The organism is Janthinobacterium sp. P210006, from assembly GCF_036231885.1.
GTDB classification, from domain to species: Bacteria; Pseudomonadota; Gammaproteobacteria; order Burkholderiales; family Burkholderiaceae_D; genus Janthinobacterium; species Janthinobacterium violaceinigrum.
Map to the genome: position 1 here is coordinate 102,507 of NZ_JAZARD010000007.1, position 21,058 is coordinate 123,564.

At 63.7% G+C, this 21,058-nt stretch carries 18 protein-coding genes; 15 read left to right on the top strand and 3 right to left on the bottom strand.

The window, feature by feature from the left end; all coding sequences use genetic code 11:
* The first annotated feature begins 220 nt into the window (after positions 1-220).
* The 15 genes from VPH41_RS27115 to ahpF all read left to right on the top strand — a co-directional run bounded on the left by VPH41_RS27115 (position 221) and on the right by ahpF (position 18,787).
* Positions 221-2,374: a M3 family metallopeptidase gene (locus VPH41_RS27115; protein WP_152282252.1), complete on the top strand. Its 2,154-nt coding sequence runs from the start codon at positions 221-223 to the stop codon at positions 2,372-2,374.
* 109 nt (positions 2,375-2,483) lie between these two features.
* Positions 2,484-2,696 (top strand): VF530 family DNA-binding protein, encoded by a 213-nt coding sequence (locus VPH41_RS27120; RefSeq protein ID WP_152255907.1) that lies wholly within the window; start codon positions 2,484-2,486, stop codon positions 2,694-2,696.
* A gap of 11 nt (positions 2,697-2,707) precedes the next feature.
* Positions 2,708-2,986 (top strand): DUF4404 family protein, encoded by a 279-nt coding sequence (locus VPH41_RS27125; RefSeq protein WP_152255908.1) that lies wholly within the window; start codon positions 2,708-2,710, stop codon positions 2,984-2,986.
* Positions 2,987-3,343: 357 nt separating this feature from the next.
* Positions 3,344-5,599 carry a YgiQ family radical SAM protein gene (locus VPH41_RS27130; RefSeq protein WP_328572182.1) on the top strand — a complete coding sequence of 752 codons (2,256 nt, stop codon included), beginning with the start codon at positions 3,344-3,346 and terminating at the stop codon, positions 5,597-5,599.
* A gap of 134 nt (positions 5,600-5,733) precedes the next feature.
* On the top strand, positions 5,734-6,615 hold the full coding sequence (locus VPH41_RS27135; RefSeq protein WP_328572114.1) for an EamA family transporter: 882 nt from the start codon (positions 5,734-5,736) through the stop codon (positions 6,613-6,615).
* A 208-nt stretch (positions 6,616-6,823) separates the two neighbouring features.
* On the top strand, positions 6,824-7,783 hold the full coding sequence (locus tag VPH41_RS27140; protein ID WP_442906328.1) for a sugar ABC transporter substrate-binding protein: 960 nt from the start codon (positions 6,824-6,826) through the stop codon (positions 7,781-7,783).
* Between the two features lie 84 nt (positions 7,784-7,867).
* Positions 7,868-9,421: a sugar ABC transporter ATP-binding protein gene (locus VPH41_RS27145; protein WP_287775908.1), complete on the top strand. Its 1,554-nt coding sequence runs from the start codon at positions 7,868-7,870 to the stop codon at positions 9,419-9,421.
* An 18-nt stretch (positions 9,422-9,439) separates the two neighbouring features.
* Positions 9,440-10,411, top strand: a complete 972-nt coding sequence (locus VPH41_RS27150) for an ABC transporter permease (RefSeq protein WP_152255913.1) — start codon at positions 9,440-9,442, stop codon at positions 10,409-10,411.
* A 14-nt stretch (positions 10,412-10,425) separates the two neighbouring features.
* On the top strand, positions 10,426-11,484 hold the full coding sequence (locus VPH41_RS27155) for a LacI family DNA-binding transcriptional regulator (RefSeq protein ID WP_328572115.1): 1,059 nt from the start codon (positions 10,426-10,428) through the stop codon (positions 11,482-11,484).
* Positions 11,481-12,389 carry a ribokinase gene (gene rbsK, locus VPH41_RS27160; protein ID WP_328572116.1) on the top strand — a complete coding sequence of 303 codons (909 nt, stop codon included), beginning with the start codon at positions 11,481-11,483 and terminating at the stop codon, positions 12,387-12,389. The genes VPH41_RS27155 and rbsK overlap by 4 nt, the downstream gene beginning before the upstream one ends.
* A 4-nt stretch (positions 12,390-12,393) precedes the next feature.
* A complete protein-coding gene (gene rbsD / locus VPH41_RS27165; RefSeq protein WP_152255916.1) occupies positions 12,394-12,786 on the top strand; it encodes a D-ribose pyranase in 393 nt (130 codons plus the stop codon).
* A gap of 194 nt (positions 12,787-12,980) precedes the next feature.
* The gene (locus tag VPH41_RS27170; protein WP_328572117.1) at positions 12,981-15,773 is read left to right on the top strand and encodes an EAL domain-containing protein; all 2,793 of its coding nucleotides are present in this window, start codon (positions 12,981-12,983) and stop codon (positions 15,771-15,773) included.
* A 169-nt stretch (positions 15,774-15,942) separates the two neighbouring features.
* Positions 15,943-16,341: a DUF3597 domain-containing protein gene (locus tag VPH41_RS27175; protein ID WP_099411946.1), complete on the top strand. Its 399-nt coding sequence runs from the start codon at positions 15,943-15,945 to the stop codon at positions 16,339-16,341.
* 188 nt (positions 16,342-16,529) lie between these two features.
* On the top strand, positions 16,530-17,093 hold the full coding sequence (ahpC, locus tag VPH41_RS27180; RefSeq protein ID WP_077398190.1) for an alkyl hydroperoxide reductase subunit C: 564 nt from the start codon (positions 16,530-16,532) through the stop codon (positions 17,091-17,093).
* Positions 17,094-17,191: 98 nt separating this feature from the next.
* Positions 17,192-18,787 (top strand): alkyl hydroperoxide reductase subunit F, encoded by a 1,596-nt coding sequence (gene ahpF, locus VPH41_RS27185; RefSeq protein WP_328572118.1) that lies wholly within the window; start codon positions 17,192-17,194, stop codon positions 18,785-18,787.
* 68 nt (positions 18,788-18,855) lie between these two features.
* On the opposite strand, the gene VPH41_RS27190 is transcribed toward ahpF, so the two are convergent.
* From VPH41_RS27190 to VPH41_RS27200, 3 genes are all read right to left on the bottom strand, one after another.
* Entirely contained in the window at positions 18,856-19,194 is a 339-nt protein-coding gene (locus tag VPH41_RS27190; protein WP_328572119.1) for a CzcE family metal-binding protein, read from the bottom strand.
* Positions 19,195-19,321: 127 nt separating this feature from the next.
* The gene (locus tag VPH41_RS27195; RefSeq protein WP_328572120.1) at positions 19,322-19,948 is read right to left on the bottom strand and encodes an ABC transporter ATP-binding protein; all 627 of its coding nucleotides are present in this window, start codon (positions 19,946-19,948) and stop codon (positions 19,322-19,324) included.
* Positions 19,939-21,042, bottom strand: a complete 1,104-nt coding sequence (locus VPH41_RS27200; RefSeq protein WP_328572121.1) for a hypothetical protein — start codon at positions 21,040-21,042, stop codon at positions 19,939-19,941. The genes VPH41_RS27195 and VPH41_RS27200 overlap by 10 nt, the downstream gene beginning before the upstream one ends.
* Between the last annotated feature and the right edge of the window lie 16 nt (positions 21,043-21,058).

The following is a 21,058-nucleotide window of genomic DNA, read 5'->3' on the forward strand; positions in this document are numbered from 1 at the left end:
CATTCCCGGCCGCAAAGCCGGGTCAATGAAAATGGCTGCCAAGCAATTGGCAGCCATTTTTATTTGGAGATTTTGATTGAAAACCGTGGTAAACCGCGCATTTTGCGGGATGCACCACAGGATCGCCCATGTTGGATGACGCCTGTGTGACAGGCTGCTATGATCTGCCACTGGCCCGCGACGCGATCGCGGTTCTTCCCCGCGCTTCCTGAAAGATGTCATGATCCGTCCACAACTGCTCGTCATCGCCGCCAGCGTCATGCTGGCCCACGCCGCTCCCTCCGCCTTGGCTGCCGCCACGGCCAACGCCGCACCGGCTGCCGCCGTCAGCGCCCAGAACCCCCTGCTGAAAGCCAGTCCGCTGCCGTTCCAGATGCCGCAATTCGGCCTGATCAAGGATGCGCACTACGCGCCCGCGTTTGCCGAAGGCATGAAACGCCAGCTGGCCGAAGTCAATGCGATCGCCAACAATCGCCAGGCACCCACGTTCGAAAACACCATCGTGGCCCTCGAGCGTACGGGACAGCTGTTGCACCGCGTGCAAAGCATCTTCAGCAACATGACGTCGACCAACACCAACGCCGCGCTGGAAGCGGTGGAAGTGGATGTATCGCCGAAACTGGCCGCGCATGGCGACGCGATCACCCTGAATCCGAAACTGTTTACCCGCATCGACACCCTGTACGCCAAGCGCGACAAGCTGGGCCTTGACGCGGAATCGTTGCGCCTGCTGGAACGCTATCACACAGATTTCGTGCGCGCCGGCGCCAAGCTGTCCGATGCGGACAAGGAAAAACTGAAAGCCTACAACGCCGAGCAGGCGGGCCTGGAAACGGCCTTCGCGCAAAACGTGCTGAAGGAAACGAATGCCAAGAGCATCGTCGTCGACACGCGCGCTGAACTGGCTGGCATGACGGACAGCGATATCGACACGGCCGCCACGGCTGCCAAGGAACGTGGCTTGAACGGCAAGTTCGTCATTGCCCTCGTGAACACCAGCGGCCAGCCGGCACTGGCCGTGCTGACCAACCGCGCCACGCGCCAGCGCCTGATGGATGCGTCGCTGAACCGCGGCAGCCAGGGCGGCGAGTTCGACAACCGCGCCATCGTGCTGAAGCTGGCCAAGCTGCGCGCCGAACGGGCCACCTTGCTCGGTTACGCCAATTACGCCGCGTACTCGCTGGAAGACCAGACGGCCAAGACGACCACGGCCGTCAACACCCTGCTGTCGGAACTGGCGAAACCGGCCGTCGCCAATGCGCGCCGCGAAGCGGCCGACCTGCAGCAAGTGGTCGACGCAGAAAAGGGCGGTTTTCAGGTGGCAGCAGCCGACTGGGCCATCTACACGGACAAGCTGCGCAAGCAACGCTTCAATTTCGATGAAAACGAGCTGAAACCGTACCTGGAATTGAATAGCGTGCTGAACAACGGCGTCTTCTTTGCCGCGAACAAGTTGTATGGCATCAGCTTCAAGCAGCGCACTGATCTACCGGTGTACAACCCGGACGTGCGCGTCTACGACGTGCTCGATGCCAACGGCAAGCCGCTGGCCCTGTTCATCGCCGATTTCTATGCGCGCGGCAACAAGCATGGCGGCGCGTGGATGAATGAATACGTGTCGCAATCGTCGCTGCTGGGCACGCATCCGGTGGTGGCCAACCAGTTGAACATTCCGAAGCCGCCTGCCGGCCAGCCGACCCTGCTGACGTTCGACGAAGTGACGACCATGTTCCACGAATTCGGCCATGCGCTGCACGGCATGTTTTCAAACGTGAAATACCCGCGCTTTGCCGGCACTAGCGTGCCCAGCGACTTCGTCGAGTATCCATCGCAAGTCAATGAAATGTGGGCGATCTGGCCGGAAGTGCTGCAAAACTATGCCAAGCACTACCAGAGCGGCGCGGCCATGCCGCAGGAATTGCTCGACAAGGTGACGGCGGCAAAGAAATTCAACCAGGGTTTCATGACCACGGAATACCTGTCGGCAGCCCTGCTGGACCAGCGCTGGCACCAACTGGCGCCAAGCCAGATCCCGACCGACGTGCTGGCCTTTGAAGCGGCATCGTTGAAGGATGCGGGCGTCGACTACGCACCCGTGCCGCCGCGCTACCGCACGGCATATTTCTCGCACAGCTTCTCGGGCGGCTACTCGGCGGCTTACTACGCCTACCTGTGGTCGGAAAAGCTGGACGCGGAATCGGTCAACTGGTTCAAGGAAAACGGCGGCCTGACGCGCAAGAATGGCGACTGGTTCCGCAGCAAATTGCTGTCGCGCGGCGGCAGCGTCGATGCGCTGCAGCTGTTCCGTGACTTCCGCGGCCGCGATGCTACCGTGGAACCCTTGCTGGAACGCCGCGGCTTGAACGCGAAGTAAGTCGTCCTCAGCCGAAGCTTGCGTTGCGTTGACCTGGCGCACGCAAGCTTTCTGTGCCGGCGGCGTAGAATTGAGTAAGATGTAAACAAGAAGGCAGTCGAAAGAGTATATGAGTCAGCAAGATTTGAATGGCATCACCCTGGAAGCGATTGTGACGCGCCTGCAAGCCCACTACGGTTGGGATGGCTTGGCCAAGCACATCGATATCAATTGCTTCATCAGCGATCCCAGCATCAAGTCGAGCCTGAAGTTTTTGCGCAAGACCCCGTGGGCCAGGAGCAAGGTGGAACAGCTGTACCTGGACACGCAATTTACTGACTGACAGGAAAAAACATGGATAGCAAACTCAAGGAATCGCTGCAACAGCTGCATTCGACACTAGCAACCAGCGGCCCCGTCGATGAGGAACTGCAGGGTTTGCTGCAAAAGCTCGACGTCGATATCAAGCTGCTCATGGAAAAGCGTGCCGCGCAGGAACAGGAAGAAGAGTCGACCACCTATGGCCTGGCCGAGCGCAGCCAGGAATTGTCGGCCAAGTTCGCCGTCAAGCATCCGAAACTGGAGCCTGCCTTACGCGAATTGGGTGAAATTCTCGCCAATATGGGTATCTGATGCGCCTCTGAAAACCTACTGCGCAGCCCACTGCCGGGCATCCGTTGCTCACCGTACCTTCGTACGGTTCCGCTACTCAACCCGGCATTGAGCTTGCTCGCTACGGTTTTGAGAGGCGCCGAGACGGTATTGATGTAATGATAAAAAACTGCTCCTCAGTCACAATTTCTCGATGGGAATTTCCCAAGTGATTGAAAAATAAACGTTTTTTGTACTGAAATCCAACAGTAAAAAGCAGGCCGTCAGGTTGGAAATGGCCAATTCCGGTACAATCCGTACCCTATGAGCTCCCCTACCAATTTATTTGCGACCGTTCCCAAGCGGTCTGCCCGCGCTGCCGTGGCGCCTTTCCTGCCGATGTCGCGTGCCGAGATGGACGCGCTGGGCTGGGACCAGTGCGACGTCATCCTCGTCACGGGCGACGCCTACATCGACCATCCGAGTTTCGGCATGGCCCTCGTTGGCCGCCTGCTCGAAGCGCAGGGTTACCGCGTCGGCATCATCAGCCAGCCGGACTGGCTGTCGGCCGACGCGTTCCGCATCCTCGGCAAGCCGCGCCTGTACTACGGCGTGACCGCCGGCAACATGGATTCCATGGTCAACCAGTACACGGCCGACCGCAAGATCCGCTCCGACGACGCCTACACGGCCAACGCGGAACCGAATAAACGCCCGGACCGCGCCGTCACCGTGTACGCGCAGCGTGCGCGCGAAGCGTATCCCGACGTGCCCATCGTCATCGGCAGCATCGAAGCCTCGCTGCGCCGCATCGCCCATTACGATTACTGGTCGGACAAGGTCCGCCGTTCCGTCTTGCCCGATTCCAAGGCTGATTTGCTGATCTTCGGCAATGCCGAGCGGGCGCTGGTGGACTTGACGCACCGCCTTGCTGCCGGCGAAGCCATCAAGGATATCCGCGACTTGCGCGGCACGGCCTTCATGGTGCCGTCCGGCTGGCTGCCTGGCGACGACTGGGGCGTGCACAATTCCACCCGCGTCGACGTGCCCGGCAAGATCGACCCGCACTACAGCCCGTACGAGATGGTGCAGGAAGACAAGACCGCCTGCGCGACCGAGAATGCGTCGAAATCGGCCGAAGTGATCAAGCCCATCCGCATCATGAGCCGCGAAGAGCGCTTGGCCATGGCCAAGGAAAAGCACGACAAGACGGTGGTGCGCCTGCCTGCGTACGACGTCGTCAAGGATGATCCCGTCATGTATGCGCACGCGTCGCGCGTGTTCCACCTGGAATCGAATCCCGGCAATGCGCGCGCCATGGTGCAGGCGCACGGCGAACGCGACGTGTGGCTCAATCCGCCGCCGTTGCCGCTGGCCATGGACGAGATGGATGGCGTGTACGACATGAATTACGCGCGCGCCCCGCACCCCAGTTATGGCAAGGCGCATATCCCCGCTTGGGAAATGATCCGCTTTTCCGTCAACATCATGCGCGGCTGCTTCGGCGGCTGCACCTTCTGCTCGATCACGGAGCACGAAGGCCGCATCATCCAGAGCCGTTCGGAACCGTCGATCCTGCGCGAAATTGAGCATATCCGCGATAAAACCAAGGGCTTTACGGGCACCATTTCCGATATGGGTGGTCCGACGGCGAATATGTACCGCCTGGCCTGCAAGGAAAAAGAGATCGAAGTCTCGTGCCGCCGCTTGTCCTGCGTGTACCCGTCCATCTGCGTCAACCTGGGCACGGACCATAGCAAGCTCATTTCCCTGTACCGCAAGGCGCGCGCCATTCCTGGCATCAAGAAAGTGCTGATCAGCTCGGGCTTGCGCTACGACCTGGCCGTGCGTTCGCCCGAGTACGTGAAGGAACTGGTCACGCACCACGTGGGCGGCTTGCTGAAGATTGCGCCCGAGCATACGGAAGAGGGCACCTTGTCGAAGATGATGAAGCCCGGCATCGGCGCCTACGATGAATTCAAGGAAATGTTCGACCGTTTCTCACTGGAAGCGGGCAAGAAGCAGTATTTGATTCCGTACTTCATCGCCGCGCACCCGGGCACGACGGACCTGGACATGCTGAACCTGGCCCTGTGGCTGAAGAAAAACAATTTCAAGCTGGACCAGGTGCAAACCTTCATGCCCACGCCGATGGCCATGGCCACGACGATGTACCACACGCGCAAGAATCCCCTGCGCAAGGTCACGGCGGACTCCGAAGTGGTGGAAACGGCGCGCAGCGGCAAGATCCGCCGCACGCATAAAGCGTTCCTGCGCTACCAGGACCCGGCCAACTGGCCTATCCTGCGCGAAGCGCTGGTCAACATGGGCCGTGGCGACTTGATCGGCAATGGCGACAAGCATTTGATTCCCGCCTGGACCTCGTCCGAGTCGGGCGGCCTGGCCGCAGGCGAACGCAGCCGCCAGACGCATGGCGCCGGCACGTCGGACAAGTTCAAGGTCACGCCGGGCAAGAACCGCATCGCCCTCGGTGGCACGGCCGCCGCGCCCAAGGCCACGGCTGTCGAGTCGAAGGTGCGTCCATCGATCCTGTCGACCATCAAGACCAAGGCCAAGCCCGCCGCCGCGCCCGTGGGCCGGGGCGCCAAGCCGCCGGCCAAGGGCGGCACGCCGGCACGCAGCGGCCGCAGGTAAGCCTGCTGCATCCAGAACCCGGCCTGCGCGCCGGGTTTTTTTATGGCCGGCAGCATCATCCAGGCTGGCGTATTTATCTTGACATCAAGATAGTATGCATTCACACTCGAATTATCTTAACGTCGAGATAGTTTATGGCCACCTCTGCTGTCCGCCCCGCCTGGGGCGATATCGTGCTCACCGCGCTGGCGCCCCTGATCTGGGGTTCCACGTATATCGTCACGTCCGAACTGCTGCCGCCGCACCGGCCCTTCACGGCGGCCCTGATCCGCGTGTTGCCGGCCGGCTTGCTGTTGCTGCTGCTGATGCGGCGCCTGCCCGCGCGGCGCGACTGGGGCCGCGTACTGATCCTGTCCGCCCTGAATATCGGCGTGTTCCAGGCCTTGCTGTTCGTGGCCGCCTACCGCTTGCCGGGCGGTTTGGCGGCCGTCGTGGGCGCCATCCAGCCGCTGCTGGTGATGGGCCTGGCCTGGGGCGTGGAAGGGCGCCGCCCGGCCCGCCTGGCCCTGGGCGCCAGCGTGCTGGGCGTGGCCGGCATGGGCGTGTTGCTGCTGTCGCCGCGCACGGTGTGGGAACCCATCGGCATTGCCGCCGCGCTGTGCGGCACGGCTTGCATGGCGGCCGGCACCTATCTGACGCGGCGCTGGAAGCCGGACTTGCCCGTGCTGGCGCTGACGGGCTGGCAATTGCTGCTGGGCGGCCTGATGCTGGCGCCCGTCGCCTGGCTGGCCGACGCACCGTTGCCCGCACTATCCCTGCAGCAAGTCCTGGCCTATGCCTACCTGTGCCTGGCCGGCGCCTTGCTCGCGTACGCCTTGTGGTTCCGCGGCATCGCCAGGCTCTCGCCCGTGGCCGTGTCCTCGCTGGGACTGCTCAGTCCCCTGATGGCCGTCGTGCTGGGCTGGGCCTTGCTGGGCCAGGCCATGACGGGCTGGTCGATGCTGGGTCTGCTGCTGGTGCTGGCCAGCGTGCTGGCCGTGCAGTGGGCGAGTGCCCGTCCCGCAACAAACCCCTGACTTCCGCGCATTTCTCCCAGACAGGCCGATCGCATCGGCCTGTCTGCTTCCCTCTGGGCGTCCCCTTTTTGCTGCACCGCACATACAGTTTTGCTTGCACTGGTATGGGGCATTGAGGCACTATTCGCTTCGCGCAAACGTTTGCGCGCAATGAAATTCCACAAAAGCATGCAGTACACGTGCTTGACCAACAACTCTGGAGACGCTCATGACATCCCGTATTCGCCTGAAAATGATTGCCGCCGCTGTCCTGGTGTGTGCCTTGCCCGCCGTGCCGGCGATGGCGCAGACGCCTGCAAAGCCGAAAGTGGCGCTGGTGATGAAGTCGCTCGCCAACGAATTTTTCCTGACCATGGAAAACGGTGCCAAGGCGCATCAGAAGGCCAATGCCGCCAAGTACGACTTGCTGTCGAACGGCATCAAGGATGAAACGGATACGTCGAGCCAGATCAAGCTGGTCGAGCAGATGATCGTCTCGCGCGTCAATGCGCTGGTGATCGCGCCGGCCGATTCGAAAGCGCTGGTGCCGGTGCTGAAGAAAGCCATCGACGCGGGCATCATCGTCGTCAATATCGACAACAAGCTCGACGCGGGCGCCCTGAAAGAGAAGGGCATCACCGTGCCGTTCGTGGGCCCGGACAACCGCAAGGGCGCCAAGGTGGTCGGCGATTTCCTGGCTCAGCAAATCAAGAAGGGCGACCCCGTCGGCATCATCGAAGGCGTGTCCACCACCTACAACGCGCAGCAGCGTACCCTGGGTTTCCAGGACGCCATGACGGCAGCCGGTGCGAAAGTCGTCAGCGTGCAGTCGGGCCAGTGGGAAATCGCCCCTGCCAACACGGTGGCGGCTGCCATGCTGAACGCCAACCCGAACATCAAGGCTTTGCTGTGCGGTAACGACAACATGGCCATCGGCGCCGTGTCCGCCATCAAGGCGGCCGGCAAGACGGGCAAAGTGCTGGTCGTCGGCTACGACAATATCAACGCCATCAAGCCGATGCTGGCCGATGGCCGCGTGCTGGCCACCGCCGACCAGTTCGGCTCGCAGCAAGCCGTGTTCGGCATCGACACCGTGCTGAAAGCCTTGGCGCAGAAGAAGAAACAGGCCGATCTGGGTGGCGTCATCGAAACCAAGGTCGAACTGGTCGCCAAGGGCGCCAAGTCCTGATCGTTTGATCCCGCCGGGGCCGGCGCCTGCTTGCTCACCGAGCAGGCGGTGCCGGCCCCGCCGCCACTACCGCGGAGTTTTATCATGCCTACCGACATTCCCCCGGCGCCCTCGGCCGCCCTTCCTCTATTGACCCTGGATAACATCGGCAAGTCCTATGTCGGCCCCGTGCTGGGCGGCGTGGGCCTGCGCTTTGCCCCTGGCCAGGTGCTGGCGCTGACGGGAGAGAACGGCGCGGGCAAGAGCACCCTGTCGAAGATCATCTGCGGCCTGGAGCAAGCCACCACGGGCACGATGCTGCTCGACGGCAAGCCTTACCAGCCCGCCTCGCGCGGCGCCGCCGAGGCGCTGGGCATCCGCATGGTGATGCAGGAACTCAACCTGATTCCCACCCTGTCGATCGCGGAAAACCTGTACCTCAAGAATTTGCCGCAGCGCTTCGGCTTCATCGACCGCACCCGCCTCGAACGCGACGCGCGCGAACAGATGGAGAAAGTGGGCCTGGGCGGCCTGGACCCGTGGACTTTGGTCGGCGAACTGGGCATCGGCCACCAGCAAATGATCGAGATCGCGCGCAACCTGATCGGCGCCTGCCGCCTGCTGGTGCTCGACGAGCCGACTGCCATGCTGACGCACCGCGAAGTGGAATTGCTGTTCCTGCAGATCGAGCGCCTGAAGGCCGAAGGCGTGTGCATCATCTATATTTCGCACCGCCTGGAAGAACTCAAGCGCGTGGCCGACCGCATCGCCGTGCTGCGCGACGGCCAGCTCGTGTGCGACGACGATATCGCGGGCCACTCCGCCGCCGACCTGGTCAGCCTGATGGTGGGCCGCTCGGCCGACGACGCCGTCGACCTGAGCGGGCGCACCATCGGCGCACCGCTGCTGCGCGTGCGGGGCCTGGCGCGCGGCAAGGTGGTCAACCCCACCTCGTTCGACTTGCGCGCCGGCGAAATCCTCGGCATTGCCGGCCTGATCGGCTCGGGCCGCACGGAATTGCTGCGCCTGATCTTTGGCGCCGACCGCGCCGATGCGGGTGACATTTTCCTCGGTGACAGCGCCACGCCCGCCGCCCTGACTTCGCCGCAGGCAGCCGTAAAAGCCGGCATCGCCATGATCACGGAAGACCGCAAGGGACAAGGTTTATTGCTGCGCCAGTCCATCGCCGTCAACACGACCCTGGCCTCGCTCGACACCGTCAGCGGCGCCGGCTGGCTCAACGACGCGGCGGAAGCATCAGTGGCCGACGACTACATCCAGCGCCTGGGCATCCGCTCGCGCAACAGCGCGCAAACGGTGGCCGAGCTCTCTGGCGGCAACCAGCAAAAGGTGGTGATCGCCCGCTGGCTGTACCGCGACTGTCCCGTGATGCTGTTCGACGAGCCCACGCGCGGCATCGATATCGGCGCCAAGTTTGATATTTATCAGGTGCTGGCGGAACAGGCGCGCCAGGGCAAGGGCCTCGTCATCGTTTCGAGCGACTTGCGCGAGCTGATGCTGATCTGCGACCGCATCGCCGTCATGAGCGCGGGCAGCATCGTCGACACCTTCGAGCGGGGCGCCTGGAGCCAGGACGCGCTGCTGTCGGCCGCGTTCTCTGGCTACTTGACCCCCACTTCCACTCCAGCTGCGGCCTGATCCGCCGGAAAGATTCCCATGACCACCAACTCCTCTCCTTCGTATCTGCAGCGCAGCCTGGCCGACCTGAAAAACTACGGGGGCCTGATCGGCGCCCTGCTGGCCATGTGCGTGCTGTTCTCGTTTGCCAGCGAAAACTTCTTTACCCTGGCCACCCTGAGCACCCTGTCCAACAACATCCCCACCCTGGTGGTGATGGCCGTCGGCATGACGTTCGTGCTGATCATCGGCGGCATCGACCTGTCCGTCGGTTCCGTGATGGCGCTGGCCGCTTCCGTGCTGTCCCTGGCCGTCGTGCACTGGGGCTGGCCCGTGTGGAGCGCGGCCCTGCTGGGCATGTTTGTCGCGGCCCTGTGCGGCGCCACCACGGGCCTCATTTCCGTCGGCTGGCGCATCCCCTCGTTCATTGTGTCCTTGGGCGTGCTGGAAATGGCGCGGGGCCTGGCGTATCAAGTGACCAATTCGCGCACGGAATACATCGGCAGCGCCGTCGACGGCATCAGCTCGCCGATCGCGTTCGGCCTGTCGCCTGCCTTCATCGCCTCGATCGCCATCGTCGTCATCGGCCACCTGGTGCTCACGCGCACGGTGCTGGGACGCCACTGGATCGGCATCGGCACGAATGAAGAAGCCGTGCGGCTGTCCGGCATCAACACGAAGCCGTCGAAAGTGCTGGTGTTTGCCTTGATGGGCTTTCTCGCCGGCGTGGGCGCGCTGTTCCAGGTGTCGCGCCTGGAAGCGGCCGACCCGAACGGCGGCGTGGGCATGGAATTGCAAGTGATCGCCGCCGTGGTGATCGGCGGCACCAGCCTGATGGGTGGACGCGGTTCCGTCATCAGCACCTTTATCGGCGTATTGATCATTTCCGTGCTGGAAGCGGGCCTGGCGCAAGTGGGCGTGTCCGAACCCGTGAAACGCATCGTCACGGGCCTGGTGATCGTCGCCGCCGTGGTGCTCGACACCTACCGCCGCCGCGGCGAACGCGCGTAAGCGCCACATCGCCCATGGCAACCATCAAGCAAGTGGCGCAGGCGGCGGGGGTGTCGTTCACCACCGTGTCGCACGTCCTCAACAATACCCGCCCCGTCAGCGACGAGGCGCGCCGCGCCGTGCTGGCAGCGGCGGAACAATTGCATTACGTGCCCAGCGCGCTGGCGCGTTCCTTGCGCAGCCGCAGCACGGGCACCATCGGCCTGATCATTCCGAACAATACGAATCCGTATTTCTCGGAAGTGGCGCGCGGCATCGAGGACAGCTGCTACGCGGCCGGCTACAGCGTCATTTTGTGCAATTCCGATGACAATCCCGTCAAGCAGCGCGACTACCTGAACGTGCTGCTGACCAAGCGCTGCGACGGCCTGATCCTGTCCGCGCTGGCCGACAGCGATGGCGAATTGCTGCGCAAGATGAAGGTGCCGGCCGTGCTGCTCGATCGCGCGCCCAGCGACCTGTCCATCGACGCCGTGGCCGTCGACAACCGGGCCGGCGGCGTATTGGCCGCGCGCCACCTGCTGGGGCTGGGACGCCGGCGCCTCGCCTGCATCGCCGGTCCCCGCGAAGTGAGCATTTCCAACGACCGCATCGCCGGCGCGCGCAGCGCTATGGCGGACGCGGGCGTGGCCCTGGCCGACGCGCTGTGCCGCCATAGCGATTTTACGAGTGCGGGCGGCTATGCGGCCGCGCTGGACTTGCTGGCGCTGCCGCCAGGCCAGCGTCCCGACGCCTTGTTCTGCTGCAATGACTTGATGGCGTTTGGCGCCCTGCGCGCCGCCGCCGAGCGCGGTATCGCCGTGCCCGGCGAACTGGCCGTCGTGGGCTTCGACGATATCGACCTGGCCAGCTTCGTGCATCCGGCCCTGAGCAGCGTGGCGCAGAACACGCGCGAGCTGGGCCACATCACGGCCGCCTGCCTGCTGGCGCGCATCGCCGACCCCGCCTTGCCGCGCCAGCAGCGCAGCATCGCACCCGCGCTGCACGTGCGCGGCTCCAGCGTGGCTGCCACTGTAACTTCTTCCGCACCTACTTCTTCACCTGCAACTGAACTGATGGGAATGACATCATGATCGTGGTTATCGGCAGCATCAATATGGACCTGGTCTTGCGCGTGCCGCGCATGCCCCTCCCCGGCGAAACCCTGACGGGCGGCGCTTTTAGAACCATCCCTGGCGGCAAGGGCGCCAACCAGGCCGTCGCATGCGCGCGCATGAGCGGCAAGGTGGCGGGCGCCCAGCAAGTGGCCATGGTCGGCTGCGTGGGCGACGACGCGTTCGGCGCGACGTTGCGCGCGGCGCTGGTGGGCGACGGCATCATCGACAGCCACATCACCACCTTGCCCGGCGTCGCGTCCGGCATCGCCTCGATTCTCGTCGACGACAACGGCCAGAACAGCATCGTCATCGCGGGCGGCGCCAACGATTTATTGAGCCCCGCGCACATTGATGCGGCGCAAGGTTTGATCGAACAGGCCGATATCGTCGTGCTGCAGCTGGAAACGCCGATGGACACCGTCGTGCACGCCATCAAACTGGCCCGTTCGCTGGGCAAGACCGTCGTGCTGAACCCGGCCCCGGCCGTCAGCCTGCCGGACGGCGTGCTGGAACTGGTCGACTACCTGATTCCGAATGAAATCGAAGCGGCCATGCTGGCCGGCGTCAGCCCGGATGGCGCGGATGCCAAGGCGCTGGCCGCGGCGCTGCAAAAGCTGGGCAGCGACAACGTCATCATCACCCTGGGCTCCAAGGGTGTGCACGCGGCCCTGTATGGCGGCGATTACACCTTCCCTGCCGAAGTGGTGCAAGCCGTCGACACGACGGCCGCCGGCGACACGTTCATCGGCGGTTTTGTCGCGGGCCTGGCGTCCGGCATGGACGAGGCCGAATCCATCCAGCAAGGCCAGCGCGCGGCCGCCTGGAGCGTCACCAAGCCTGGCGCACAAACCTCGATTCCCCACTTGCACGAGCTGTTCTAAGACCATGAAAAAGACTCCGCTGCTCAATATCGCACTGTCGCAACTGATCGCCTCGCTGGGCCATGGCGACATGCTCGTCATCGGCGACGCGGGCTTGCCTTCGCAGCCGGGCGTGCCCCTGATCGACCTGGCCCTGACGCGCGGCATTCCCGGCTTCATCGATACCGTGAACACGGTCTTGAGCGAAATGCAGGTGGAATACCATCTGCTCGCCAGCGAATTGCCGCAGCACAATCCCGCCATGGCGGCGCAGGTGGCGGCCCTGGCCTTGCCCGATGCGCGCCAGGTCACGCACGAGGAGTTCAAGCAACTGTCCAGGGGCGCGCGCGCCATCGTGCGCACGGGCGAATGCAGTCCGTATGCCAACATCATTCTGGTGGCCGGCGTCGTGTTCTAACGCAAACAAAGCTCAGACTGTTTGCCAAAAACATCAACGGTATTGTCCTCACTGAAATAGTTATCCTTCGGCAAAAGGGGCGGCTACAATAGCCTTATTCCTGCCAACTCGGCAGATCCCTGTGGTGCCTTGCCATGCCGATGGAAGCAACTTGCGCTGTTCGCTGCCCCTTGTCGCCGAGCACAGGCAGGCGCGTGTTCGGCTGGCTGGCGCTGCTTGCCCTGCTGTATTGCTGCGCCACGCCAGCCCGCGCGCTGGAAACCATCTCCCTGCAACTCAATTTCACGCACCAGTTCCAGTTTGCCGGCTATTACGCGGCCATCGAGCAGGGCTATTACCGCGAGGCGGGGCTGGAAGTCAGGTTGCTCGAAGGCGGCGGCGGACCGCTTGCCGAGGCGGCCGTGCTGGGCGGCCAGGCCGAATATGGCGTGGGCAACAGCACCTTGCTGCTCAGCCGTATGGCGGGCAAGCCCGTGGTGGTGCTGGCCGTGGTGTTCCAGCATTCTCCCAGCGTGCTGCTGATGCGCCAGCAAGGCGGCGCGCCCGACGTGCGCAAGCTGGTGGGCGCGCCCGTGATGATAGGCGCGCCCGGCAATGTAACGGCCGCCTCCGACGAAGTGTCGCTGTTCCTGCAAAAAATGGGCGTCGCGCCGCAGCAGATGCGCCACTTGCCGCCCAGCTACCGGGTCGAGGATTTGATCGATGGCAAGGTCGACGCCATTGCCGCGTATTCCACCAATGAACCGGACTACCTGGACCGGGCCGGCTTTCCCTACTACCAGTTTACGCCGCGCACGGCGGGCATCGATTTTTACGGCGACAACCTGTTTACCAGCGAACAGGAATTGCGCCGCCATCCCGAGCGCGTAAAAGCGTTCCGCGCGGCCAGCCTACGCGGCTGGCAATACGCGATGGCGCACCGCGAGGAAATGGCGCAGCTGATCCATGCCAAATACAGCCAGCGCCACGACCGCGCGCATCTGCTGTACGAGGCGCAGCAGATGGAATTGCTGCTGCAGCCCGTGCTGGTGGAGCCGGGCTACATGAACCCCCAGCGCTGGCAGCACATCGCCGATACCTATGCGGCCATGGGCGTGCTGCCGCGCAATGCCACGGACAGCCACGCCTACCAGGGTTTCCTGTACCGCCCCGTGCCGGGCGCCGACCTGGGCTGGTTGTACCTGTCGCTGGGCGTGGCGGGCAGCCTGCTGGCCGTGTCGGCTGCCTTTCACTTCAGCAACCTGGCGCGCGAGCGCCGCCGCACCGAGGAAACCATCCGCCAGGGGGAATTGCGCTTTCGCACCATGTTCGAGGAAGCGCCCATGGGCATTGCCCTGATCGATACCGTGAGCGGGCAGTTTCTTGACATCAATCCGCGCTATCTGGCCATCGCGGGGCGCACGCTGGAGCACATGAAGCAAACGAGCTGGATGGAGATCAGCCATCCCGACGACGTGGCGGGCGAGCAGGTGCACGTGGCGCAGCTGCTGGAGCGGCGCATGCAGGGTTTCCGCCACGCCAAGCGCATCGTGCGGCCCGATGGCGGCGTGGTGTGGGTCGATGCTTCGGTGACGGCCATCGCCACGACGCGCCACGGCGGGCCGCACCATCTGTGCATGCTGGAAGACGTGACGGACAAGCGGCAAACGGAAGCGCTGATCTGGCAGCAAGCCAATTTCGATACCTTGACGCAATTGCCGAACCGGCGCATGTTCCACGAGCGGCTGCGCCAGGCGCTGGCCCAGGGCCGGCGCGATACGAGCCGCGTGGCCATCCTGTTCATCGACCTCGACCATTTCAAGGAAGTCAACGACACCCTGGGCCACCACCAGGGCGATATCCTGCTGATCGAAGCGGCGCGGCGCATCCGCGTGGGCGTGCGCGAGACGGACACGGTGGCGCGCCTGGGCGGCGACGAATTCACGGTGATCCTGTCCGACCTCGATGACCTGCAGCAAGTCGACCGCATCGCGCGGCAGATACTCGACGGCTTGCTGGCGCCGTTCCTGCTGGGGCAGGAACAGGCGTTCGTGTCGGCGTCGATCGGCATCACCCTGTATCCGGACGACGCGGGCAATATCGAGGACTTGCTCAAGCATGCGGACCAGGCCATGTATGTGTCGAAAGGCGCGGGGCGCAACCGCTACAGCTACTTTACGCCCGCCATGCAGGTGGCGGCCGTCAACCGCATGCGCATGGGCGCGGATTTGCGCACGGCCCTGCGGGAGCAGCAGCTGCAGCTGCATTACCAGCCCGTCGTCGAGCTGCATAGCGGCAATATTGTCAAAGTGGAAGCCTTGCTGCGCTGGAACCATCCGCAGCGGGGCATCGTGTGTCCGCCCGATTTCCTGGCGCTGGCCGAAAGCAGCGGCTTGATCGTCGACATCGGCGACTGGGTGCTGCGCACGGCGGCCGCGCAACTGCTGCGCTGGCGCGCGCAGGGCCAGGCCATCGGCTTGCCGGGGCTGCAGCTGTGCCTGAACCAGTCGCCGCTGGAGCTGCAGCGCGAAGCCGAGGCACCCGGCACCTGGCTGCGCCAGCTGATGGCGCTCGATGTACCGGCCTCGGCCATCGTGCTCGACATGCGCGAAGATGCGCTGCTGGGCCCCGGCGCCGGCAGCAGCATGGCGCAGCGGCTGCAGCACTTGCGCGAAGCGGGCATGCAGATCGCCCTCGACGACTTCGGCAGCGGCCATGCCTCGCTCACGCAATTGCAGCAATGCGGCATCGATTACCTGAAGATCGACGGCGTGCTGGTGCGCAAGCTGGCGGCCGGCGCCAGCGAACTGGCGCTGTGCGAAGCCATCGTCACCATGGCCCACACGCTGGGCTTGCAGGTGATTGCCGAAGGGGTGGAGACGCCGGAGCAGCGCGCGCGGCTGCTGGAGATCGGCTGCGATTTCGCGCAAGGCGATCTGTTTGCGCCGCCGCTGGCCATCGAAGCGTTCGATGCGCTGCTGCGCGCCCAGCGGCCCTTGCACCCTTGAAACAGGCAAGGCCCGCCACCAGATCTGGCGCAAGCCTGCGGGACAGGGCTTCCGGCTTGAACGGGCTTATACTCGACCGGCTGGCGCCTGCGCCCGGCTTTGCTGTCATGGGTCCTGGACCTGGAGCGCAGGCAAACCTTCTTCCATTCACTCAACTCGAGGTGACCTCATGGGCATTTTCAGCAATATCTACAACAAAATCTTCCACCATTCGTCCGATGCCGCTCCGGCAGCCACGCCCGCCGCCGCTACCGACGCGCCAGCTGCGGCCGCCCCGGCAGCAGCACCTGCACCGGCGGCTGCCGTGCCGGTGGTGGACGTGGAAGTGGTGCTGGTCGACCTGGCCAGCAAGAACGCGGAAAAACTCAATTGGCGCACGTCCATCGTCGACCTGATGAAACTGCTTCAACTGGACAGCAGCCTGGCCGCGCGCAAGGAACTGGCGCAAGAGCTGCACTTCACGGGCGACACCAACGATTCGGCCAGCATGAATATCTGGCTGCACCGCCAGGTGATGATCAAGCTGGCGGAAAACGGCGGCAAGGTCCCGGAAGAACTCAAAAATTAAACACCTGGCGGCAGCAGGGGTATCCACTGCTGCCGCTATCCAATCCCGCGGGAACTGCCTATGATGGAGTTCCCATGGTGTCATGATAGCTAAAACTAATTGAAACTATTGTGACAATCAATTTTGCATATGGGTTAAAACCCCTTACACTAGAGTCTTACTGATTCACCACACGAGAGGAAATGACTATGTCGCTCATCAATACCCAAGTTAAACCATTCAAGGCAACCGCATACCACAATGGCAAATTCGTCGACCTGACGGAAGCGTCGCTGAAAGGCAAGTGGTCGGTATTCGTGTTCTACCCAGCCGACTTCACCTTCGTTTGCCCAACCGAACTGGAAGACCTGGCCGATCACCACGCCGAGTTCCAGAAGCTGGGCGTCGATGTCTACGGCATCTCGACCGATACCCACTTCGCGCACAAAGCCTGGCACGACACCTCGGACGCCATCAAGAAAGTGCAATACGCACTGATCGGCGACCCAACCGGCGCCCTGTCGCGCAACTTCGAAGTCATGATCGAAGAAGAAGGCCTGGCACTGCGCGGTACCTTCGTCATCAATCCTGACGGCTTCATCAAAGTGCTGGAAGTGCATGACAACGGCATCGGCCGTGACGCTGCAGAACTGCTGCGCAAAGTCAAAGCCGCCCAGTACGTGGCGAACCACCCAGGCGAAGTGTGCCCAGCCAAATGGACGGAAGGCGCAGCAACCCTGACCCCATCGCTGGACCTGGTCGGCAAGATCTAAGGTGTGAAGCGGCAAGCAGCAAACAAGTAGTTACCGCGATGCCGGCCCGGGTGTCCGGCCCGGCATTCGCCTAAATATTTGTAGAAAAGGAAAAAATCATGTTAGACGCCACCCTCAAAACCCAACTGAAATCCTACCTGGAAAAAGTGGTGTATCCGCTTGAGCTGGTCGCTTCTCTCGATGACAGCGCAAAAGCCCGCGAGATGAAGGAATTGCTCCAGGAGATAGTCCTGTTGAGCGACAAGATCACGCTGGTCGAGCGCATGGACGCTGACGTACGGACCCCGTCGTTCAGCATCAACCGTACAGGCTCCGACATCGGCGTGCGTTTTGCCGGTGTGCCGCTGGGCCATGAATTTACCTCGCTGGTGCTGGCGCTGCTGCAAGTGGGCGGCCACACCATCAAGTTCGACGATGCCGTGATCGAGCAGATCCGCAATCTCGACGGCGATTACGAGTTTGAAACGTTTATTTCGCTCTCCTGCCACAACTGCCCGGAAGTGGTGCAGGCATTGAATGCCATGGCCGTGATCAACCCGCGCATCAAGGTCACCACCATCGATGGCGGCGTCTTCCCGCAAGAAGTGGAAGCGCGCCAGATCATGGCCGTGCCGATGATGTTCCTGAACGGTGAACACTTCGGCCAGGGCCGCACGAATGTCGAGGAAATCCTCGCCAAGCTCGACACCAACGCCGGTGCCCGCCAGGCAGAAGCGCTGAACAAGAAAGATGTCTTTGATGTGCTGATCGTCGGCGGCGGCCCTGCCGGCGCGGCAGCGGCCATCTACGCGGCCCGCAAAGGCATCAAGACGGGCGTGCTGGCCGAGCGTTTCGGCGGCCAGGTGCTCGATACCTTGGCGATCGAGAATTTTATTTCGGTCAAGGAAACGGATGGTCCGAAGTTCGCCGTGGCGCTGGAGCAGCACGTCAAGGAATACGAAGTCGACATCATGAACACCCAGCGCGCCACGAAGCTGACGCCGGGCAAACTGGTGGAGATCGAAACGGCGAATGGCGCCGTTCTGAAAGCCAAGACCGTCATCCTGGCCACCGGTGCCCGCTGGCGCGAAATCAACGTGCCGGGCGAGAAGGAATACCGCAACCACGGTGTGGCCTACTGTCCGCACTGCGATGGCCCGCTGTTCAAGGGCAAGCGAGTGGCCGTGATCGGCGGAGGCAACTCGGGCGTGGAAGCGGCGATCGACCTGGCCGGTCTCGTGAAACACGTGACCCTGATCGAGTTCGGCGCGGAACTGCGCGCCGATGCGGTGCTGCAACGCAAGCTGCACAGCTTGCCTAACGTGACCGTGATCACGTCGGCGCAAACGACGGAAATCCACGGCGACGGCAAGATCGTCAATGGCCTCAGCTACACGGACCGCGTCAGCGGCGAGTCGAAAAAGGTCGAGCTGGAAGGCGTCTTCGTGCAAATCGGCCTGGTGCCGAACACGGAGTGGCTGAAGGGCACGCTGGCCCTGTCGCGCCACGGCGAAATCGAAGTGGACGCCCGCGGCCAGACCTCGATCCCCGGCGTGTTTGCGGCCGGCGACGTCACCACGGTGCCGTACAAGCAGATCATCATCGCCACGGGCGAAGGTGCGAAGGCCGCCCTGTCCGCCTTCGACCACCTGATCCGCTCGGACGACGAGGAAGTGGTCGATGAAGCGGCAGCAAAAGAAGCATTGACGGCGTAACTGTCCACGCTGAAAAAAAACCGGAACGGCCGCGAGGCCCTTCCGGTTTTTTTATGCGCAGAGGAAACTTAGCTGCCCGCGTACAGCGGATTGCCGGCTACATACACTTGAATCCCGTCGACGGCCATGTCCTTCGGTGCAATCTCGGCCAGGGCAAAGACGGTCTTGTTGTGGAAGGTTTGCACGTGCCACGTAAAACGCTGGCCCGCGCGCGCGATGGTGACGGTTTCGCCGCGCGTGACGTTGATGTGGCGCGTCTCCGGCTGCAACTCGATGCTGCGCTGGGCGGCGCCATGGTGGGCCGGGGTGCCATAGTCGGCGGCCGTGCCTGTGGGGCCGGCCGCGATGGCGGACGTCGCGAGGATGGCGCACAGGATGGCCAGGGCGCTGCGGTAGGTATTGAACATGCGGATCTCCAAGAATAGGCTGGACGCGGTGGTAAGCGCGCCGTTTTATCGTAGTGGCTGCACCGGGATCGCCGGTTTTGCAACACGGCATCCTAAGCGCTTCTTGTCTGATCTGCAAAGTCCTATTTCACAGCTGTACCGTCGCCGCCAGCGGCACGTCCGGCGCCAGGTGGCTGGTCAGCACGATGCACTGGCGCGCCAGCCGGGCCGGTTCGGCCAGGCGCGCGCGCAGGTGCGCCATGGCAGCCGCATCGAGGCCATTGAACGGTTCGTCGATCAGCAGCAGGCGCACGGGCAAGGCGAGGGCCAGCGCCAGTTGCAGCTTTTTATGCTGGCCCAGGGACAGGGCGGTGATGCTTTGCTGCAAGGTCGACGTCATGGCAAACGCGCCCAGCTCTGCATTCAGCAAGGCCTGGTCGGTGCCCGGATACAGGGCCAGGTGCAGGTCGAGAAATTCGTGCACCTGCAGCCAGGGCAGGGCGGGCGCGTCGCCGCCGCAATAGAAGGCGCGCGCGCGGTAGGCCAGCGGCATGGCGCCGCTATCGATCTCATCGAGGCGGATGGCCCCGCGCGCGGGCAGCAGGGCGCCGCCCGCCAGCTTCAGCAGGGTGGTCTTGCCGGCCCCGTTGGCGCCGCGCAGCCAGGTGATGCCGGGACCGAATTGCTGGTTATAGCGCTGGAACACGCTGTGCGTGGCAAAGTGGAAATCGAGCTGCTCGACGTGCAGCATGGGGGACGGGACGGTCAATTCCATAATTCGCTTCCGATGGCGCTCAAGGCAAGGATGGAGAAAACGACGAGGGCGACGCGGCCCCGCGCCGTCAGGCGGGGCAAGCCGACGATGGCCAGCAGGGCCGCGCTGGCGGTGATGGCGTACACGCTGGTCACGCGCCGTTGCAGGGCGGCTGGATCGATGCAGTACAGCAAGACGCCAGCACCGAGCAGCACGGCAAAGGCGGGCAGCAGGCTGGCGGCGCAGGCCAGGCGCGTCAAGGCCGTGCTGGCCAGGGGCCAGGCGTTCAGCGATGGAGACAGCAAGCCGATTTGCTCCCGCACGGCCTTGTCGCCCCGGTCTGTCACGATGACGAGGCTGGCGCTGGCCAGCAAGCCGAGCAAGGGGGCGGGCACGAGGGGCGCGTGCAGCAGCCAGGCCAGCATGCTGGCGCCAGCGCCGGCCAGCAAGATGCTTTGCTGCAGGCCGACCACGTTCTCGTTGCGCCAGAACGGCAGCCAGAACAGCTGGCGCCACAGGAATGCGGTGCGCCAGCGGGGCAGCCGCGGCACATAGGCGGTCATCGTGGGCGGGCGCGCCCTTGATGCGGGACGCGGCGCGCGCAGGCGCTGCGCCACGATGAAGGTCGTCAGCAGCCAGGCCAGCAGCCAGGCAGCGACGGTGGCGGCCATGCCGTGCGCGGCAATGGGGCGCAGCCAGGGCGGCGACTGCAGCAGCCAGATGGTGGCCGAGACGGCATAGGCGAGGCCCAGCGGCAACATCAGCAGGCCGGCCACGGCGATATCGGCTTGCCAGCGCAAGCGGCGTGGCAAGGGCAGCTGGCGCAGCCAGGCGGCAATGCTGGCCGGCAGCAGCCGCTTGCGCAGCAGCCAGGCGGGCAGGCAGGTCAGCAGGGCTTGCCCGCTGACGACACCCAGGGCGGCGGGCCAGGGCAGGCTCATGGCGAGAAAGCCGGGCAGGGCGATGACGCTGAGTAAACCCAGCAAGACGGGACCGGCCAGGAACACGAGGATTTCCATGGAGCTGGCCAGGCTGGCGGCAAATTGCAGCAAAGCATGATGGGCCAGGCGCAAGCGCAGGGCAAGGTAGGGGGAAAGACTGCGGGGCAGGCGCATCAGGCAGGAGCGGCAG

Bases quoted from the DNA above. Each gene is read 5' to 3' on its own strand.
- VPH41_RS27155 (WP_328572115.1), top strand. From the start codon at position 10,426: ATGGCAACCATCAAGCAAGTGGCGCAGGCGGCGGGGGTGTCGTTCACC.
- VPH41_RS27175 (WP_099411946.1), top strand. From the start codon at position 15,943: ATGGGCATTTTCAGCAATATCTACAACAAAATCTTCCACCATTCGTCC.
- VPH41_RS27195 (WP_328572120.1), bottom strand. From the start codon at position 19,948: ATGGAATTGACCGTCCCGTCCCCCATGCTGCACGTCGAGCAGCTCGAT.
- VPH41_RS27120 (WP_152255907.1), top strand. From the start codon at position 2,484: ATGAGTCAGCAAGATTTGAATGGCATCACCCTGGAAGCGATTGTGACG.
- VPH41_RS27130 (WP_328572182.1), top strand. From the start codon at position 3,344: ATGTCGCGTGCCGAGATGGACGCGCTGGGCTGGGACCAGTGCGACGTC.
- VPH41_RS27145 (WP_287775908.1), top strand. From the start codon at position 7,868: ATGCCTACCGACATTCCCCCGGCGCCCTCGGCCGCCCTTCCTCTATTG.
- VPH41_RS27140 (WP_442906328.1), top strand. From the start codon at position 6,824: ATGACATCCCGTATTCGCCTGAAAATGATTGCCGCCGCTGTCCTGGTG.
- VPH41_RS27135 (WP_328572114.1), top strand. From the start codon at position 5,734: ATGGCCACCTCTGCTGTCCGCCCCGCCTGGGGCGATATCGTGCTCACC.
- rbsK (WP_328572116.1), top strand. From the start codon at position 11,481: ATGATCGTGGTTATCGGCAGCATCAATATGGACCTGGTCTTGCGCGTG.
- VPH41_RS27150 (WP_152255913.1), top strand. From the start codon at position 9,440: ATGACCACCAACTCCTCTCCTTCGTATCTGCAGCGCAGCCTGGCCGAC.
- VPH41_RS27125 (WP_152255908.1), top strand. From the start codon at position 2,708: ATGGATAGCAAACTCAAGGAATCGCTGCAACAGCTGCATTCGACACTA.
- VPH41_RS27190 (WP_328572119.1), bottom strand. From the start codon at position 19,194: ATGTTCAATACCTACCGCAGCGCCCTGGCCATCCTGTGCGCCATCCTC.
- ahpC (WP_077398190.1), top strand. From the start codon at position 16,530: ATGTCGCTCATCAATACCCAAGTTAAACCATTCAAGGCAACCGCATAC.
- rbsD (WP_152255916.1), top strand. From the start codon at position 12,394: ATGAAAAAGACTCCGCTGCTCAATATCGCACTGTCGCAACTGATCGCC.
- VPH41_RS27200 (WP_328572121.1), bottom strand. From the start codon at position 21,042: ATGCGCCTGCCCCGCAGTCTTTCCCCCTACCTTGCCCTGCGCTTGCGC.
- ahpF (WP_328572118.1), top strand. From the start codon at position 17,192: ATGTTAGACGCCACCCTCAAAACCCAACTGAAATCCTACCTGGAAAAA.
- VPH41_RS27115 (WP_152282252.1), top strand. From the start codon at position 221: ATGATCCGTCCACAACTGCTCGTCATCGCCGCCAGCGTCATGCTGGCC.